We start from the raw sequence: 16,719 nt of genomic DNA, 5'->3' as shown, positions 1-16,719 counted from the left end.
TTATCCGGTCAGAAAGACAAGATTCATCTCGGATCGGAAAAGCGATGCACTCTGGACATTTCATCAAAGAGAATGTCAAGGATACTGCACTGGTCCCTGCGCTCCTGAGTTCCATCCATCAGGGCATCGCGCTGATGGATGGCGACCTGAATTTGCTGGTGTTCAGTCGGCGCGCGAAGGATCTGCTTGACCTGCCCGAGGCGTTGTTCGAGTCCGATCCGAACCTGGCCGATCTCATTCGTTATTTCGCGCAGCGGGGAGACTACGGGCCCGGCGATGTCGAGGGATTCGTTTCGAGCATAACCGGCGCCGCCAGGAGGGACGAGATCGCGGCCTTCGACCGTGCGCTTCCCGACGGCCGGATGCTGAAGGTTCAGGTGACGCCGCTTCCCGATGGCGGACAGGTGACTGTCTATTCCGATATAACGGATTACCGGGCGGTCGAAACGCGGCTGGAGGAAAACCAGAGCCGGCTGGTGGAGACCCTTCGCAGTCGATCGCGTGAACTTGAGGAAAGCCGCGACCTTCTTTCCTCCGCCGTCGATGCCATTCCCGATGCGCTGGTGATGATCGACAGCGAAGGACGACTGACGCTCGCCAATTCCAACATGAAGTCCCTTTTCCCGTTGATCGACGTGCACCTCGATCAACGTTCGCACCTGAAGGAGGCGTTTCCTTTCGAGTGGAGCGAGGCGCAGGACTTGCGGGAATTCCTCTCCGAGGTTTCCGGGCAGAGCGACCGGCGCATGTTCGGCCGATGGTTCCGCATCCAGGTCTCCAGCATCGCAACCGGCGGGTACGTCGTCGTCTTCTCCGATATCTCCGACCTGAAGGAACAGCACAAGAAGCTGCGGGCCCATGCGGATCAGCTCGTGAAGCATCTGCGCAAGGAGAAACGGCTGAACGAGATGCAGCGGCAGTTCGTTTCCATGGCGTCACACGAATTCCGCACGCCGCTGGCGATCATCGATGGTGCCGCCCAGCGCCTCCATCGTCGCTTCGAACAACTGGATCCAGATGCCGTGCGCGAGCGGCTGGACAACATGCGCGAGGCGGTTCGACGGATCAATTATCTGATCGAACGCTTCATCGACTTCGCCGTTTCGCAGGACGGGGCGCTGGAAATCGTGCCTCAGCCGAATGCGCTTCTGCCAGTCGTCAGGACTGTGTGCGAGCAGCAGCAGCAGGGGAACAAGACCCATCAGGTCGTTCTGAGCGAATCCGTGGGCGACCTGCTTGTGAATTTCGACAGGCGGATGATCGAACAATGCCTGATGAATGTCATCGGCAACGCGATCAAGTACTCGCCGGGCAAGGACAAGGTGCTGGTTGATCTGCATCGCGAGAACAACAGCGTATGCATCGACGTGACGGATTTTGGCGTCGGGATACCGAAAAACGAGATCAAGAAGGTATTCGGCCGGTTCTACCGGGCCTCGACATCGAGCGGCATTCCCGGCACGGGAATCGGCCTCAACCTCACTGAAATGATCGTCGTGCGCCACAAGGGGCGGATGTCGGTCACAAGTGAGGTGGGCAAGGGGAGCACGGTAACGCTGCGCCTGCCTTTGCACCAGAGCGAGGTTCCTTCCGCACCGGCCGGGGCAGGGCAGGGCGGGACGGAACAAGCGGATGATCGACCGGCAGTGGAAGCAGAGCGCGAGGAGGCGCCGCCTGCGCCGCCCCTCGGGCTTGCCGGTTGAGAGGCGCGGGCCCTTGAGCAGAGAGCCCTTGAGGAAGGGCGGAACGGCTATTTCGAGCGAGGCTGATTGCTATGACTGGTGAGATCAACATCCTGTGCGTTGAAGACGAGGGGCTGCTGCTTGGCGACCTGATCGGGGAGTTGCAGGATTCCGGCTATGGCGCGGTGGCGGCCCGCAATGGTCGTGAGGCGCTGGACATTCTCCAGACAATGAAGCCCGATATCATCCTGTGCGATATCATGATGCCGGAGATGGATGGCCCGGCATTGCTGAAAAAGATCCGCTCCACCATGCCGGCGCTCGATCAGGTGCCGTTCATTTTTCTGACGGCGCGGTCCGCGCGCGAGGACGTGATCGAAGGCAAGAAGCTCGGCTCCGACGACTACCTGACCAAGCCGGTGGATTACGACATGCTGATCGCGACGATCGAGTCGCGGATCGCTGGCGTTCGCCGGATGGCGGAGCATTCGCGCCAGCAACTGGCCAAGCTCTACAAGGCCTACAAGGCGACACAGAAGGAAAAGCCGCCGATCAGAGTGTCCATCGTGGCCTCGAACACCAAGGCGATCGCGCCGATCAGTTCCGCGCTGAGCGAGGTGGGGTGCACGGTGACACTGATCTCCGAGGATACGTTGCACGCCAACACGTTCGCCGAACACAGCTACGACGTGACCTTCCTTGTCTATTCCAAGAAAGTGCATTACCTCCTGCAATATCTGGAGAATTCGGCTCACAAGAACAAGGCGGCCAAAATGGTGGTGCTGGTTCCGCCGAACATGAACGCGAACACCAAGGAGGCGTTGGCGGAACTTGGTGTCGACGGGTGCATCGAATTCCCGTTCCGTCCCGTGGAGATCTTCAAGGTGATCATGGACAAGCTTTCCCAGCGCCCCGGCAACGGGAAGAAGGTCATGACGTCACTTGCCTGAGCGGTGCGCGGCGCTGACGTGACGGTCTTCAGATAAAAGCTGTCGCGCCACGGGCGACCACATAGACGCCGACGCAGATCACAACCGCGGAGAAAACGCGGGTCAAGGTGCGTTTGCCCTTCCCCATGCGGCCGGCCGCCCAGGTGCCGATGAGCCCTCCGGCAATGCCGCCCGCGATGAACTGCAGCGCGAGAGCCCAGTCCACCAACCCCGATAGCGCGTAGTTCGATGCGGTGGTCAGCCCGAAGGTGGTGACGGCGACGAGCGAGGAGCCGACCGCGTTCAAGATCGGCATGGCAGTCGCCGCGATCAGTCCCGGCACGATCAGAAACCCGCCGCCGATGCCGAAAAAGCCCGACAGAAGCCCCACACCGAAGGCGGTGATAATGAGGCGCGGCAGCAGGCGCCGGGCGGAGGTGCGATCAAGATGGACATCCGGGTCGTCATGGCTGGCGGGGCGGCGCAGCATCGAGATGCCGACGACGATCATGATCACGCCGAACAGCGCGAGCAGCCCATCGCCATTGACCGCCTTGCCCACGGTAGAGCCGACGGCGGCCCCGACGAGACCGCTTGCCGCAAATACCAGCGCGCAGGGCCATTTGACCGTGCCCGCGCGGGCATGTCCGGCAAGGCCTGCGGCCGCGTTCACTGCAACGGCGAGCGCGCTGGTGCCGATGGCGATGTGGGGGGAGGGGACTCCGACGACATAGACCAGCAGCGGCACGGCCAGCACCGAGCCGCCGCCGCCGATCAGCCCGAGCGACAGCCCGACGAGGGCGCCGCTGGCAAGCGCTGTGATCATCCGAACTGGCCGATGCCGGTGGCGCCGGGCAGGCGCGGCTTGTTGCGGTTCCACGGAAGCAGCGAGACGAAGAAGGCCATCGGGCAGAAGTTTGTCGTGCCGGAGAAGAGCAGCCCCGCGCCGACGAGCAGCGACAGCAGGTGCCAGGCAGGCGCCACATAGGTGCCGAGCACGAAGCCGGCGATGGCGAGAACGCCGGCCACCATCAGCGCCTGGCGCAGGATGGAGACGGGTTGGCGCTCCTGGCGCTCCACCGGCAGGCCGGCGCGCTTCCATGCGCCGAGACCACCTTCCAGCACATAGGCCTCGCAGTCGGTGCAACCGGCGAGTACGGGGCTGTTCGCGTTCGTCCGCGCTCCCGTGGCGCACAGAAAGATGACCTTGCCCGAGTTGCTCGTAACCGGTTTCGCCTCGCGCATCTTCGACATCGGATGGAGCATCGAACCGGGAATGCGTTCGCGGTCGAACTCGCACGGTTCGCGCACGTCGATCAGCAGCGCGCCGGCTTCCACCATTGTTTGCGCCTTGCGGGCATCGATCGATTTCAGGCTCATGATCGGGGTCCTTATTGTCATCGCGGTCCGGTTTCGGGAGGGGACGGAGCGCGGAACGTGTCGGGTTTTCGTGGGGTGATCGGGCGCCGGCGGAACGGATGGCGCGGCTTCGCGTCAGGCCTCGCAGAAGACATCCTTGAGCAGCAGCAGGATGCGCTCGGCGGCCGGGTTCTCGATACGGTAGTAGAGCGTCTGGCCATCGCGCCGGAACGTGACGAGTCCTTCCGCCCGCATCTTCGCCAGATGCTGGGAAAGCGCCGACTGACCCAAGCCAACCGCCTTGGAGAGGGCGGTGACGGAAGCCTCGCTTTGAGCCAGTTCGCACAGGATCTGCAGCCGGCTCTCGCTGGCGAGCAGTTTCAGCAGACGGGCCGCATCGCCGGCACGCGCGGAAAGGTCATCCGGATCGCTCAAGGGGCGCATCGCTTCCATCCTCGACGAAGTGATATATTAGATGTTGCTAACATTAGAATGTGTGAATATATTTGTCAAGAACGAGCGAACGATGCTCCGTGACAAACGTTCCTCGCATGGGGGTGGGCCGAACCTATCCGGACGCGGCTCCCTGACACGAATACGGCCATCAAAGACCGAGGAGAGAACGATGAACGCCCCAGATATTCAGGCATTTTTCGATGAGCCGACGAATACGGTCAGCTATCTCGTCGCCGATCCCGAAAACCGCAAGGCGGCCGTGATCGATCCTGTTCTCGACTACGATCACAAGTCAGGCAAGGCCTCGACGAAGTCGCTCGACGCGATCCTCAAGACTGCGCAAGACAGGGGACTGGAGATCGTCTGGGTGCTGGAGACCCACGCCCACGCCGATCATCTGTCCGGCGCGCCCTACATCAAGCTCAAGACCGGCGCCCCCGTCGCCATCGGCGAGCGCATCCGCGAGGTGCAGAAGATCTTCCGACCCGTCTTCAACGCCGAGGACGTTTCCGGCGACGGATCGGAATTCGATCATCTGTTCACCGACGGCGAGATCTTCGAGATCGGCGCGCTCAAGGGCGAGGTGATCGCCACGCCGGGCCACACGCCGGCCTGCATTTCCTACAGGATCGGTGATGCGGTGTTTGTCGGCGACACGCTGTTCATGCCGGATTTCGGTACCGCGCGGGCGGATTTCCCCGGCGGCGACGCGCGCCAGCTCTACCGCTCCATCCACCGGCTGTTGAGCCTGCCGGAGGCAACGCGGCTGTTCATGTGCCACGACTACAAGGCGCCCGGGCGCGACGAATACGCGTGGGAGACGACGGTGGGCGAGGAGAAGGCGCGCAACATTCACGTGGGCGGGGGAAAGAGCGAGGACGACTACGTCGCCATGCGCGAGGCGCGCGACGCGACACTTGCCGCGCCGAACCTGTTGATGCCCTCCATCCAGGTGAACATGCGTGCAGGCAAGCTGCCGCCGGCGGAGGCAAACGGCGTGACCTACCTCAAGGTGCCCGTAACGCTGGCGGGGTGAAGCTGGCGGGGAAAGAGGCAAGAGCATCGCGATCCCTCCATCGTCATCCCCCGGCTTTGTCCGGGAGATCCAGCGCTTTCCGGGCATGTTGCGACTGGCGGTGGATTGCCCGGACTTCGCCGGGCAATGACGGTGGATAGTTCAGCAACATAACGGGTCGGCCCCACCCGAAAAACGCTTATCCTGACCAAACGTCACTTGCGGGTCTTGCGGTTCCGCTCCCGCTGGGCTTTCCTCTGACGCCAGATCGAGCCCGCATACCGGGCCTAAGGGAACGTTCAGGGGACCTATGCTCACATCGCTTTTGATCGCCAACCGGGGCGAGATCGCCTGCCGGATCATCAAGACTGCGCGCCGGCTGGGGCTGCGCACGATCGCGGTCTATTCGCAGGCCGATCGTGACGCGCTGCATGTACGGCTTGCCGACGAGGCTGTCGCGATCGGTCCCGCCCCGGCGTCCGAATCCTATCTCGATATCGAAAAGATCCTTGCGGCCGCGCGCCAGAGCGGGGCGGAGGCGATCCATCCGGGCTACGGGTTCCTTTCCGAGAACGCGGGATTTGCGGAAGCCTGCGAGCGCGCGGGCATCGTCTTCGTCGGGCCTCCGGCCTCCGCCATCCGCGCCATGGGGCTGAAGGACGGGGCCAAGGCGCTGATGGAGAAGGCCGGCGTGCCGGTGGTGCCGGGCTATCATGGCGACCTTCAGGATCCGCAGTTCCTGCGCCAGAAAGCCTATGAGATCGGCTATCCGGTGCTGATCAAGGCTGTCGCGGGTGGCGGCGGCAAGGGCATGCGCCGCGTTGACAAGGTCATCGAATTCGATGACGCGCTGACCTCGGCCAAGCGCGAGGCGCAGAACGCCTTCGGCGATCCGCGCGTGCTGATCGAGAAATTCGTGACCAATCCCCGCCATGTCGAGATCCAGGTCTTCGCCGACGGTCACGGCAACGCGGTGCACCTTTTCGAGCGTGACTGTTCGGCCCAGCGCCGCCATCAGAAGGTGATCGAGGAGGCGCCCGCGCCCGGTATGAGCGAGGAGGTGCGCAAGGCGATGGGCGACGCCGCGGTCGCCGCCGCGCTTGCCGTCGGCTATGTGGGCGCGGGCACGGTGGAGTTCATCGCGGACGGGTCAAAGGGGCTGAGACCCGACGGCTTCTGGTTCATGGAAATGAACACGCGGCTCCAGGTGGAGCATCCGGTAACCGAACTCGTCACCGGTACCGATCTCGTCGAATGGCAGTTCAAGGTCGCGTCCGGCGAGCCCTTGCCGATGGAACAGAAGCACCTCGTGCTTCACGGACATGCGGTGGAAGTGCGCCTTTATGCGGAGGATCCCGACAACGGGTTCCTGCCCTCGACCGGGCGGCTCGATCTGTTGAGGCTTCCCGAGGGCGAAGGCATCCGCGTCGATACGGGAGTGGAGCAGGGGGCGGAGGTCTCGCCGTTCTACGACCCGATGATCGCCAAGGTGATCGCTCATGGAAGCACCCGGGCGGAGGCTCTCGACCGGCTGTCCGGAGCGCTCGCACGCACGGCCGTTGCCGGCCCACAATGCAATCTGGCCTTCCTGCGCGCGCTCGTCGATCACCCGGCTGTGCGCGCGGGCGGTTTCGATACGGGGCTGATCGACCGGGAAATCGCCACGCTCACAGGCGCAGAAGTCTCGCAGGCGGCGATCGAGGCGGCGCTTTCGCTGCTGGTCGGGTCGCAGGAGAAGACGGCGCAGCCGGGTGAATGGCGCGATCCCTGGTCTGTGTGCGATGCCTTCCAGCTCTCCGGGGACAGGGAGGTTGGCGTTCGTGTGGAGGTCAATGGCGAGGAACGCGAGATGCGGCTGCGCTGGCATGGCGGAGCGCTGGAGCGCTCGGGCATGGCAGATGCGGACGTCGTGCGTGTTGCCGGCGGGGTTGTCGCGCTGGAGGCCGGGCGCGCGGTCAAGGTGGCGCTTGCCGACAGCCTGCTGCGCGAGGCGGAGGACGACAGCGGGCACGCCGCCGTCACAGCGCCGATGCATGGCAAGGTCATCGCGGTCTTCGTCGAGGAAGGTGCCGAGGTCGCGCGTGGCGACCGGCTCTTCATCGTCGAGGCGATGAAGATGGAACATGCGGTCACGTCGCCGCGCGACGGGCGGGTGGAGCGCGTCCAGGCGAGTGAGGGCGATCAGGTCGAGCAGGGGGCGGCGATTGTCCTGCTGGAGGAACTGGTGATGGAGGAGGCTGGCTGAGGCGGTGCTGTGAATAACGCCCGGCCGGCTTTGACTGGGAGCCGACAGCTGCTAAATCAGCCCCATGACCCTCCATCTCGTCAAACTCTGTGTCGGCGTCGATTCCGTGGAAGACCTTCAGGCCTGGATCGACTTTTCGCGTGATGAGGCGCGTGAAGCGGGCCGTGAATGGGAGCGCATCCATGTCACCCGCATGGTGCCGTCGCGGCGCGAGGAGATCCTGGATGGCGGTTCGCTCTACTGGGTGATCAAGGGCCAGGTTCAGGTGCGCTCGCCATTGACTGACATTCGCCCCTTCACCGATGCGTCTGGCGTGAAGCGGTGCGAACTCGTCATGGAGCCGCTTCTCGTGCGAACCGAGACGCAGCCGCGCCGCCCGTTCCAGGGCTGGCGCTATCTCAAGCCGGAGGATGCGCCGCGAGACGCGCACACCGTTTCCGACGCGCCCGACATGCCTGCGGAGATGCGCCGCCAACTGGCCGAGCTGGGACTGCTGTAGGACGGGAATTCAGATATCGCGGGGGTGGGGCACCGGCACTGCGCGCATTGCCAGGCCGCCCGTTTCCTCAGATACCCGGCGCGACCGCCATGTTGTCGATCAGACGCGTCGTGCCGATCCGGGCCGCGACCAGAAGGCGGCGAGGCTTGCCGGGCTGCGGGGTGGCCAGAGTGTCCGCGTCGCACAGAGAGAGATAGTCCACCTCGAAGCCCTCATGCTGGAGCGCCGCACGGCCGTCGGCGAGCGCGGTCTCCGCCGGGGCTCCGGCTTCAAGTGCCACCACCACATGTCGCAAGACTGCCGGAAGCCGGCTCGCGCTGTGCCGGGCGGGAGCATCCAGATAGGCGTTGCGGGAGGACAGGGCGAGATCATCGGCCTCGCGTACGGTCGGGCGGCCGACGATCTCCGTGCCGATGTTGAGATCGCGGCTGAGCCGCTTGACCACGAGAAGCTGCTGGTAGTCCTTTTCGCCGAAGAAGGCATGGTGCGGCCGTGCCGCGAGCAGCAGCTTCGTCACCACGGTGGCGACGCCGGCGAAGAAATGCGGGCGGAAATCGGTCTCCAGTCCGCTCGCCGGGCCGTCCACGGTTATGGTGGTCGCAAACCCTTCCGGATACATCTCCGCCGCATTGGGAGCGAAGACGACCTCCACGCCGCGTCCCGTCAGCTTTTCCACGTCGGAGGCTTCTGTTCGCGGATAGGCGTCGAAATCCTCGCCGGGGCCGAACTGAGTCGGATTGACGAAGATCGACACGACGACGGCGTCGGCCTTCGCGGCGGCGGCTTCGACGAGGGACAGGTGTCCGGCATGGAGGGCGCCCATGGTGGGAACCATGGCGATGCTTCGGCCGTCCATGCGGCAGCTGTCGGACCAAGCCTGAAGGTCTTTGGTGGTGCGAATGAGGCGGGGTGTTGCCGGGGCCGTCACGGGCTCTCTCCGGATCGTTCATGGGGATCGGTATTGGTGCGCAGGGGTCTAGCAGAGCGCAGGTGGGAATGCACTATCGTTGAGCAGCGGAACGACAATTGCGCATCGCGGCAGTGCAAAAGAGCCTGATTTCTTGCGGGGAGCGGTACGGCACTCCAAATTGGGGCCAAGGCACGATGAGCGAGGAGGATCCACAGCATGGCCGAGGAGAAAACGCCGACACGGCGCGAGGCCGGTACGACGCCGGAGGTTCGGCAGCGCTCCAGCCGTGGCGAGATCGACGCTTTCCTTGAGCAGACGCGGGCGCTGGCGTTGGAACAGCCGGCTTCTGCAGCGGGAAGAGGACGGCTGATCTTCGCTCTCGATGCCACGATGAGCCGGCAGCCGACGTGGGATCGTGCGTGTGCCATTCAGGGCGACATGTTCGAGGTCACCGCCGCCATTGGCGGGCTCGATGTGCAACTCGTCTATTTCCGGGGCCTGGGCGAATGCAGGGCGAGCAAGTGGGCGGGCGACGCCGGCAAGCTCGGCGCGCTGATGAGCCGGATCGACTGCCGTGGCGGACATACGCAGATCCGTAAGGTGCTGCGTCATGCGATCAACGAGACGCGGACGCGCAAGGTTCAAGCGCTTGTCTATGTGGGCGATTGCATGGAGGAAAAGGCCGACGACCTGTGCGCGCTCGCCGGAGAACTCGGGCTGCTGGGCGTGCCGGCCTTCCTGTTTCAGGAAGGTGCCGAACCAGCGGCGGAAGCGACCTTTCGCGAGATCGCGCGGCTGACGGGCGGCGCCTTCTGTCGGTTTTCCACGGCTTCGGCAAAGGAGCTGCGCGAGCTTTTGAGCGCCGTCGCGACCTATGCGGCCGGCGGAAGGGCGGCGCTGGAGGATCTCGGCAAACGCGGTGACACGGGCGCGCGCGCACTCATCGGCCAGATGCGGAGCTAAATGGGAATGGCCTTTTTTCTGATTGGCGCCGTGCTCTTGCTGCTGGGCCTGCTGTTTGCCAATTCCTTCGCCGCCGCAGATCCGGCCCGGCTCGCCTTCTGGGTGCGCATGGCGGGCGGCGTGCTGTTATTGACGGTGGCGGCCATATTCGCGTTCAGCGGACGGCTGGCGTTTGCCCTGCCCATCGGGGCGCTCGCATTGTCGGTGCTTGGTTGGCGCAGTGTTGCCGGTTTTGGCCGGACACGCTCGCGGCCATCGCCGGGCAAGCGCTCGACGGTGCGTTCGGCCATGCTGGAAATGGAACTCGATCACGATTCGGGTGATTTGAGCGGCCGGGTGATCGCGGGGGCCTTCGACGGGCGGGATCTCGACGCGCTGACGCGCGACGAGACACTGGCTTTGTGGCAGGAGAGCGCGGGAGACGGCGAGAGCCGCGCCCTACTCGAAGCTTATCTCGACCGCCGGCATCCCGGATGGCGTGTAGACTTCGAGGCGGATGGAGCAGCGCGGCATGACGGAACGCCGGGCACGGGCCCCATGAGCGAGCAGGAGGCCTATCAGGTGCTTGGGCTTCCGCCCGGCGCCGGGGAGGCGGAAATCCGAGCGGCCCACCGGCGACTCATGCTTCGAATGCACCCCGATCAGGGGGGCTCTACGTTCCTTGCGGCCAAAATCAACGAGGCCAAGGACAGGCTTCTCAGAAATCATGGATCCTCCCGTACGCGAAACTAGCTGGAGGCGGGAAAGCCGGGGCTTTCCAAGAAACGGCCGGAGGACATAACGCTCCGCCGGCCGCAGGCGACAATTCGAACTTCACTGGGTGGCGTAGCAGCCGACCTTTGCGCGCTTGAGGGACTTGCACGCCGCGACCGCGGCATCCTGATTGGGGAAGCCGGCAAAGCGCGCGCGATAGAGTGTCTGGCCACCGCTCTGGATGGCTTCGGTAAAGGGCTTGCGACCCTTGAGGGTGCCAGCAGCCTTCTCCTGCGCCTTCTTCAGCATGGCGAGGGCGCCGGCTTCCGTGGGAGCGGCCGCGATCTGCACATGCCAGCCGGCGGGACGCTCGGGAACCGCTGCGGCGTCGGCCGGGGCGGTGGCAACCGTGATCGTCTTGGCCTTGGGGCCGGGCTTGCCGGTTATCTCGGCCTTGTGCGCAATTGCGTGGGCGCGGGCGATGGCGACATCAATCGCCTTGGGCGCAGGCAGGATGCTGGCCGTCTCGATGGTCGATTCCGCGTCCGCATCGCCTTCCGCGAGAGCCGGCGGCACAAGATCGTCTGTGGCGTCTGTCGTCTCGTCATCAGCCGTGTCGCCAGCCAGGACGGGGGGCAACGGAATCTCCGCGACAACGATGGGAGCGGGGTCCGGATCGCCGGGCTTGGCGGAGGGCAACGGCGCCTTGCGCGCTATGACGATCGAGTCGCGCTTCGATCCGGTGCTGGCCTTGGGCAGGTACTGCGCGATGAGCTGGCGCATCTGGGCATCGCGCGAACGGCCGGTGCGGCCACCGAAGACGACGGCGACGATATGGCGGCCCTTGTCGCGCACGGAGGTGACAAGGTTGAAGCCGGAGGCGCGGATATAGCCGGTCTTGATGCCGTCGACACCCTTCACGCGGCCGAGAAGATGATTGTGGTTGCCATAGCGGCGCCCCTTGTAGGTGAAGACGCGCGTCGAGAAGTACTTGTAGTAGGTCGGGAAGCGCTCCTGAATGGCACGGGCGAGGCGGGCCATGTCGGCCGCCGTCGTGTACTGATTGCTATTCGGCAGACCCGACGCGTTGCGGAACTGGGTGCTGCGCATGCCGAGCTGGTGTGCGGTGCGGGTCATGCGGCGCGCGAAGGCGGGCTCGGACCCTGCGATGTTCTCGCCCACCGTGGCGGCGACATCATTGGCCGATTTGGTCACCAGCGCGCCGATGGCGTCGCGCACCTTGATCGTTTCGCCCGGCCGCAGCCCCACCTTGGACGGCGGCATGCCCGAAGAGTGCCGGGACGCCTTGAGCGGCGTGTTTAGTGACATCCGGCCGGCCTCGAGTTCCTCGAACAGGATGTAGAGCGTCATGATCTTGGTCAGCGACGCGGGATAGCGCCGCGAATTGGCGTGGTTCGAATAGAGAACCTTGCCTGTCTTCGCGTCGACCACGATGCCGGAGTATTTGCTGTTTGCCGAAGCAGGCGGTGCCGCAGCGAGCGTGGCGGCGACGGCGATGCATAGGATCGCCCATGACCTGATCAGCGTCGACAGCGTAGCGGACCGACGGTTACGCGAATGCATGATCGAGACAACCTCATTACCGGCCGGACTTGCTCGGATCCCGGCCTGAACATATTGACGCTTTCGGGCGCACGATGCCACGGCTCCTGTCTGTCCGTGGTACGCTGAATCCAGCGCCCGCCTTGCTTTTCGGCCCTCCCCGCCTGTGCAAGGACCGGACCCGACGGCTCCCTGGCCGCCTTTACGATGTGTCCGTAGCATGAAGAAACGCGGTTACGAATCGGTAAAGCCCGCGAGACAAATTGTGCGGATGCGTCTCGCTTCGGGACGGAGTCTTAAATATTGCAGTGCAATATTCGTATGTTGACATATTTTGTGCAGTGCATATAATGCGCGCTATTGTTGTTGGTACCCGGAAGGTTCCCCGGGGACTTCGTCACTGGTGCAAGTCGAAGATGAGGTTTGGTGAGATGATTAACGGCATTGATGAATTTCAGAAGGCGAGCAAGGAGAGTGTGGATCTGGCGACCAAGAGCTTTGGCGCCGTGTCCAAGGGGCTCCAGGCGATCGCGACCGAGTATGCCGATTTCTCGAAGAAGTCTGTTGAAGAGTCGACCGCTGCCTTTGAAAAGATGATTGCGGCGAAGGCTCCGGACAAGGCGTTCGAAGTTCAGGCGGACTATATGAAGAGCGCCTACGAGAATATGGTCACCGAGTTCAACAAGCTTTCCGAGATGTATCTCGACCTCGGCAAGGAAATCTACAAGCCCTATGAGGGGCTGGCCTCCAAGGCGGCGTCCAAGTAGGCGCCTTAAGGTTTGGCTTCATCTTCGTGACGAAAGCTCACGTTGCGGACCTTTCTCGTGAAGGTGAACAGTTGGATGTGATCGGAGGCCCGGCATGCCGGGCCTCTTTGCGTTGCGGGGATGTGCCTGTGTCCGGCCCCATTTCGAGCCGGCCCTCGCGCACTCTCCATCCCGTGCATGCCGGACTTGGCGGAAACGGTGGGTTCCTCATGCCCCCTCGCGATTTTTCGCGGTGTCGGGGGCTGTTCCTCGTGCGATTTTGATAAAATTGACGCAGCGAATGCGGACAAGCCCCATTGCGCCGACCGGCAAGCGGCTTACAATTCACACAATGTGACCTACATGAAGTGTCGGAGCGGCGGACAGTTGCTCTCGCCAAAGGTGCCGGGTTGCGATGGCCTGGGTGCCGGTTTCGCGGTCTCTGGGTTGCCGGAAGGGGCGCCGGGACGATGTGCCAAATATGTGAACGAGCCGTGCGTCGGCTTCGCACATTCGGAGCGAGGGGCGGTTTTGCTGGCCTTTTCGAGCCGGATTGTTTCGGGGGCGGGTTGCGTTTCTGGGGAGGACGTTCCTCTCCTGCAGTGACGGCCCTGAAAAGGCGACGGTCTCGCCGGCAACGTAACCGCAAGGGACCTGGATCGGGCAAACGCGATTTAGGGGGCTTGTCGAACGAAACTGGTGAACGAAATGTATGGTGACAGGAATGGCGGCTGCTGCCACCGCGCTGTCGCCGGTTGATGAAAGCGGAGCGCCCTGGGTGGCGCTGGTTGGGAACAATGATGCCGGCCGGGTCGTTCCATCTCTGGAAGGCCAAGGCAAACGGCAGGGCTGGTCGGCCACGGGGTCGGCGGCGAGGCAGACCGGACGGGGATGAGTAAAGACAATCGGCGGGATAATGACGGGGACACGGGAACCGTCGTCGTCACCAAGACACGGCCGAAGACCAAACGGCCAAACATGTATCGCGTGCTGATTCTGAACGACGATTACACGCCGATGGAATTCGTCGTGCATGTACTGGAACGGTTCTTTCAGAAGAATCAGGAGGACGCCACCCGCATCATGCTTCACGTTCACCATCACGGGGTCGGGGAGTGCGGCGTGTTCACCTACGAGGTCGCAGAGACCAAGGTGACGCAAGTCATGGATTTCGCGCGCAAACATCAGCATCCGCTGCAATGCGTCATGGAGAAGAAATAAGGGGACCCACGTGCCGTCATTCTCCCGCAGCCTGGAAAAGGCACTGCATCAGGCTCTCGCCTATGCAAACGACCGCAACCAGGAATACGCGACGCTGGAACACCTTCTGCTGTCTCTGATCGACGATCAGGACGCGGCCGCCGTCATGCGGGCGTGCAACGTCGATCTCGACCTCCTGCGCCGCAACCTCATCGAATATATCGACACCGAACTGGAAAACCTCGTCCATGACACGGACGACGATTCCAAGCCCACGGCCGGATTCCAGCGCGTCATCCAGCGCGCCGTGATCCACGTGCAGTCGTCCGGCCGCGAGGAGGTGACCGGCGCCAACGTGCTCGTGGCGATTTTCGCCGAGCGCGAGAGCCACGCGGCCTATTTCCTGCAAGAGCAGGACATGACCCGCTACGACGCGGTCAACTACATTTCGCATGGCATCGCCAAGCGTTCCGGTTCTTCCGAGCACCGTCCGGTGCGCGGTGTGGAGGAGGACGCGGCGACGGTGGAGGATCAGGAGACGTCGAAGAAAAAGACCGATGCCCTGGAAGCCTATTGCGTCAACCTCAACGAGAAGGCACGCAACGGCAAGATCGACCCGCTGATCGGGCGGGACAAGGAAATCCAGCGCACCATTCAGGTTCTTTGCCGGCGCCAGAAGAACAATCCGCTCTTCGTCGGCGACCCCGGCGTGGGCAAGACCGCGATCGCGGAAGGCCTGGCCCGGCGCATCGTCAATGGCGATGTGCCGGAGGTTCTTCGCGATTCGACCATCTTCTCGCTCGACATGGGCGCGCTGCTCGCCGGCACGCGCTATCGCGGCGATTTCGAGGAGCGGCTGAAGCAGGTCGTCAAGGAGATCGAGGACTATCCCGGCGCGATCATGTTCATCGACGAGATCCACACGGTGATCGGCGCGGGCGCGACGTCGGGCGGGGCGATGGATGCCTCCAATCTGCTCAAGCCTGCCCTTGCATCGGGCACGATCCGTTGCGTCGGCTCCACCACCTACAAGGAGTACCGGCAGTTCTTCGAAAAGGACCGGGCGCTTGTCCGCCGCTTCCAGAAGATCGACGTGAACGAGCCGTCGGTGCCCGATACGATCGCGATCCTCAAGGGTCTGAAGCCTTACTTCGAGACCTATCACAAGGTCCGCTACACCAACGACGCGATCAAGACGGCGGTGGAGCTGTCGGCACGCTACATTTCCGACCGCAAGCTGCCGGACAAGGCGATCGACGTGATCGACGAAACCGGCGCCTCGCAGATGCTGCTGCCGGAAAGCCGGCGCCGCAAGACCATCGGCGTGAAGGAGATCGAGTCGACCATCGCGACCATGGCCCGCATCCCGCCGAAATCCGTTTCGCGCGATGACGCGGAGATGCTGTCGGGTCTTTCCGCCTCGCTCAAGCGTGTGGTCTATGGTCAGGATGCGGCGATCGATGCGCTGTCGTCGGCGATCAAGCTGGCGCGGGCGGGCTTGCGCGAACCGGAAAAGCCGATCGGGTCGTATCTCTTTTCCGGACCGACCGGCGTCGGCAAGACCGAAGTCGCCCGTCAGCTCGCCTCCTCGCTGGGTGTGGAGCTGATCCGCTTCGACATGTCGGAATACATGGAGCGTCACACCGTCTCGCGTCTGATCGGTGCGCCTCCGGGCTATGTCGGTTTTGATCAGGGCGGGTTGCTCACCGATGGCGTCGATCAGCATCCGCACTGCGTGCTGCTTCTCGATGAGATCGAGAAGGCGCATCCGGACCTGTTCAATATCCTGCTGCAGGTCATGGATCACGGCAAGCTGACCGACCACAACGGCAAGTCGGTGGATTTCAGGAACGTGATCCTGATCATGACCACCAATGCCGGCGCGGCCGACATGGCGAAGGAAGCGATCGGCTTCGGACGCACCAAGCGCGAAGGCGATGACAAGGAAGCGATCAACCGGCTGTTCTCGCCGGAGTTCCGCAACCGTCTCGACGCGATCATCGCGTTCGGCAATCTGCCGATGGCGGTCGTCTACCAGATCGTCAACAAGTTCGTCATGCAACTGGAGGCGCAGCTGGCCGATCGCGGCGTGACGTTCGAGCTGACCGACGAGGCGGTCAAGTGGCTGGCCGACAAGGGCTATGACCAGCAGATGGGCGCCCGCCCGCTGTCGCGCGTCATCCAAGACAACATCAAGCAGCCGCTGGCTGACGAGGTGCTGTTCGGCAAGCTTCAGAAGGGCGGTACGGTGAAGGTGTCGGTCGAGACGCCGGATGGCGGCAAGCCGGGGCTGAAGCTGGAAGCCATCGAGGATGTGCCTGTCGCGCCGAAGAAACCGGCGGTTGCGAAGAAGCGCAAGACGCCGGCGAAGTCCAAGTCGTCGGGCCCCAAGGGCGGAAGCGGCGGCGCGGATGCCAAGCGCTCGCTGGTGCCAAAGGTGCCGCTGGCGGATTAGCGGG

The 16,719-nt window shown here is 63.6% G+C and carries 15 protein-coding genes; 10 read left to right on the top strand and 5 right to left on the bottom strand.

Annotation, left to right across the window (positions count from 1 at the left end; all coding sequences use genetic code 11):
- The first annotated feature begins 44 nt into the window (after positions 1-44).
- Together C8N35_RS09015 and C8N35_RS09010 are read left to right on the top strand one after the other, a co-directional pair.
- Positions 45-1,703 carry a sensor histidine kinase gene (locus C8N35_RS09015; RefSeq protein WP_107989354.1) on the top strand — a complete coding sequence of 553 codons (1,659 nt, stop codon included), beginning with the start codon at positions 45-47 and terminating at the stop codon, positions 1,701-1,703.
- A 71-nt stretch (positions 1,704-1,774) separates the two neighbouring features.
- Positions 1,775-2,632, top strand: a complete 858-nt coding sequence (locus tag C8N35_RS09010; protein ID WP_107989353.1) for a response regulator — start codon at positions 1,775-1,777, stop codon at positions 2,630-2,632.
- Between the two features lie 28 nt (positions 2,633-2,660).
- Here the strand turns inward: C8N35_RS09010 and C8N35_RS09005 are convergent, their stop codons facing one another.
- The 3 genes from C8N35_RS09005 to C8N35_RS08995 all read right to left on the bottom strand — a co-directional run bounded on the left by C8N35_RS09005 (position 2,661) and on the right by C8N35_RS08995 (position 4,423).
- Positions 2,661-3,437, bottom strand: a complete 777-nt coding sequence (locus tag C8N35_RS09005; RefSeq protein ID WP_107989352.1) for a sulfite exporter TauE/SafE family protein — start codon at positions 3,435-3,437, stop codon at positions 2,661-2,663.
- Complete coding sequence (locus C8N35_RS09000; RefSeq protein ID WP_170122056.1) at positions 3,434-3,991, bottom strand: rhodanese family protein; 558 nt, start codon at positions 3,989-3,991, stop codon at positions 3,434-3,436. Before C8N35_RS09000 ends, C8N35_RS09005 begins: the two co-directional genes overlap by 4 nt.
- Positions 3,992-4,105: 114 nt before the next feature.
- On the bottom strand, positions 4,106-4,423 hold the full coding sequence (locus C8N35_RS08995; protein ID WP_107989350.1) for an ArsR/SmtB family transcription factor: 318 nt from the start codon (positions 4,421-4,423) through the stop codon (positions 4,106-4,108).
- Between the two features lie 172 nt (positions 4,424-4,595).
- Between C8N35_RS08995 and C8N35_RS08990 the strand changes: the two genes are divergently transcribed.
- From C8N35_RS08990 to C8N35_RS08980, 3 genes are all read left to right on the top strand, one after another.
- Positions 4,596-5,462: an MBL fold metallo-hydrolase gene (locus C8N35_RS08990; RefSeq protein ID WP_107989349.1), complete on the top strand. Its 867-nt coding sequence runs from the start codon at positions 4,596-4,598 to the stop codon at positions 5,460-5,462.
- Positions 5,463-5,751: 289 nt separating this feature from the next.
- On the top strand, positions 5,752-7,686 hold the full coding sequence (locus C8N35_RS08985) for an acetyl/propionyl/methylcrotonyl-CoA carboxylase subunit alpha (RefSeq protein WP_107989348.1): 1,935 nt from the start codon (positions 5,752-5,754) through the stop codon (positions 7,684-7,686).
- Positions 7,687-7,750: 64 nt separating this feature from the next.
- Entirely contained in the window at positions 7,751-8,185 is a 435-nt protein-coding gene (locus tag C8N35_RS08980) for a DUF1489 family protein (protein ID WP_107989347.1), read from the top strand.
- A gap of 67 nt (positions 8,186-8,252) precedes the next feature.
- On the opposite strand, the gene panC is transcribed toward C8N35_RS08980, so the two are convergent.
- On the bottom strand, positions 8,253-9,113 hold the full coding sequence (gene panC, locus C8N35_RS08975; RefSeq protein ID WP_107989346.1) for a pantoate--beta-alanine ligase: 861 nt from the start codon (positions 9,111-9,113) through the stop codon (positions 8,253-8,255).
- 198 nt (positions 9,114-9,311) lie between these two features.
- Here panC and C8N35_RS08970 point away from each other — a divergent pair, with 198 nt between their 5' ends.
- The gene (locus tag C8N35_RS08970) at positions 9,312-10,058 is read left to right on the top strand and encodes a vWA domain-containing protein (protein ID WP_107989345.1); all 747 of its coding nucleotides are present in this window, start codon (positions 9,312-9,314) and stop codon (positions 10,056-10,058) included.
- Between the two features lie 6 nt (positions 10,059-10,064).
- Complete coding sequence (locus C8N35_RS08965) at positions 10,065-10,790, top strand: DnaJ domain-containing protein (RefSeq protein WP_107989644.1); 726 nt, start codon at positions 10,065-10,067, stop codon at positions 10,788-10,790.
- Between the two features lie 81 nt (positions 10,791-10,871).
- On the opposite strand, the gene C8N35_RS08960 is transcribed toward C8N35_RS08965, so the two are convergent.
- On the bottom strand, positions 10,872-12,335 hold the full coding sequence (locus C8N35_RS08960) for a D-alanyl-D-alanine carboxypeptidase (RefSeq protein ID WP_107989344.1): 1,464 nt from the start codon (positions 12,333-12,335) through the stop codon (positions 10,872-10,874).
- Positions 12,336-12,745: 410 nt separating this feature from the next.
- Between C8N35_RS08960 and C8N35_RS08955 the strand changes: the two genes are divergently transcribed.
- From C8N35_RS08955 to clpA, 3 genes are all read left to right on the top strand, one after another.
- Complete coding sequence (locus tag C8N35_RS08955) at positions 12,746-13,081, top strand: phasin family protein (RefSeq protein WP_107989343.1); 336 nt, start codon at positions 12,746-12,748, stop codon at positions 13,079-13,081.
- Between the two features lie 870 nt (positions 13,082-13,951).
- Positions 13,952-14,281, top strand: a complete 330-nt coding sequence (clpS, locus tag C8N35_RS08950) for an ATP-dependent Clp protease adapter ClpS (RefSeq protein ID WP_107989342.1) — start codon at positions 13,952-13,954, stop codon at positions 14,279-14,281.
- A gap of 10 nt (positions 14,282-14,291) precedes the next feature.
- The gene (gene clpA, locus C8N35_RS08945) at positions 14,292-16,715 is read left to right on the top strand and encodes an ATP-dependent Clp protease ATP-binding subunit ClpA (RefSeq protein WP_107989341.1); all 2,424 of its coding nucleotides are present in this window, start codon (positions 14,292-14,294) and stop codon (positions 16,713-16,715) included.
- The last annotated feature ends 4 nt before the right edge of the window (positions 16,716-16,719 follow it).

Source organism: Breoghania corrubedonensis (assembly GCF_003053845.1).
In the GTDB taxonomy this organism is placed as follows: Bacteria; Pseudomonadota; Alphaproteobacteria; order Rhizobiales; family Stappiaceae; genus Breoghania; species Breoghania corrubedonensis.
The sequence above is the reverse complement of the archived record's forward strand: the minus strand, read 5'-3'. Positions and strand labels throughout refer to the sequence as shown.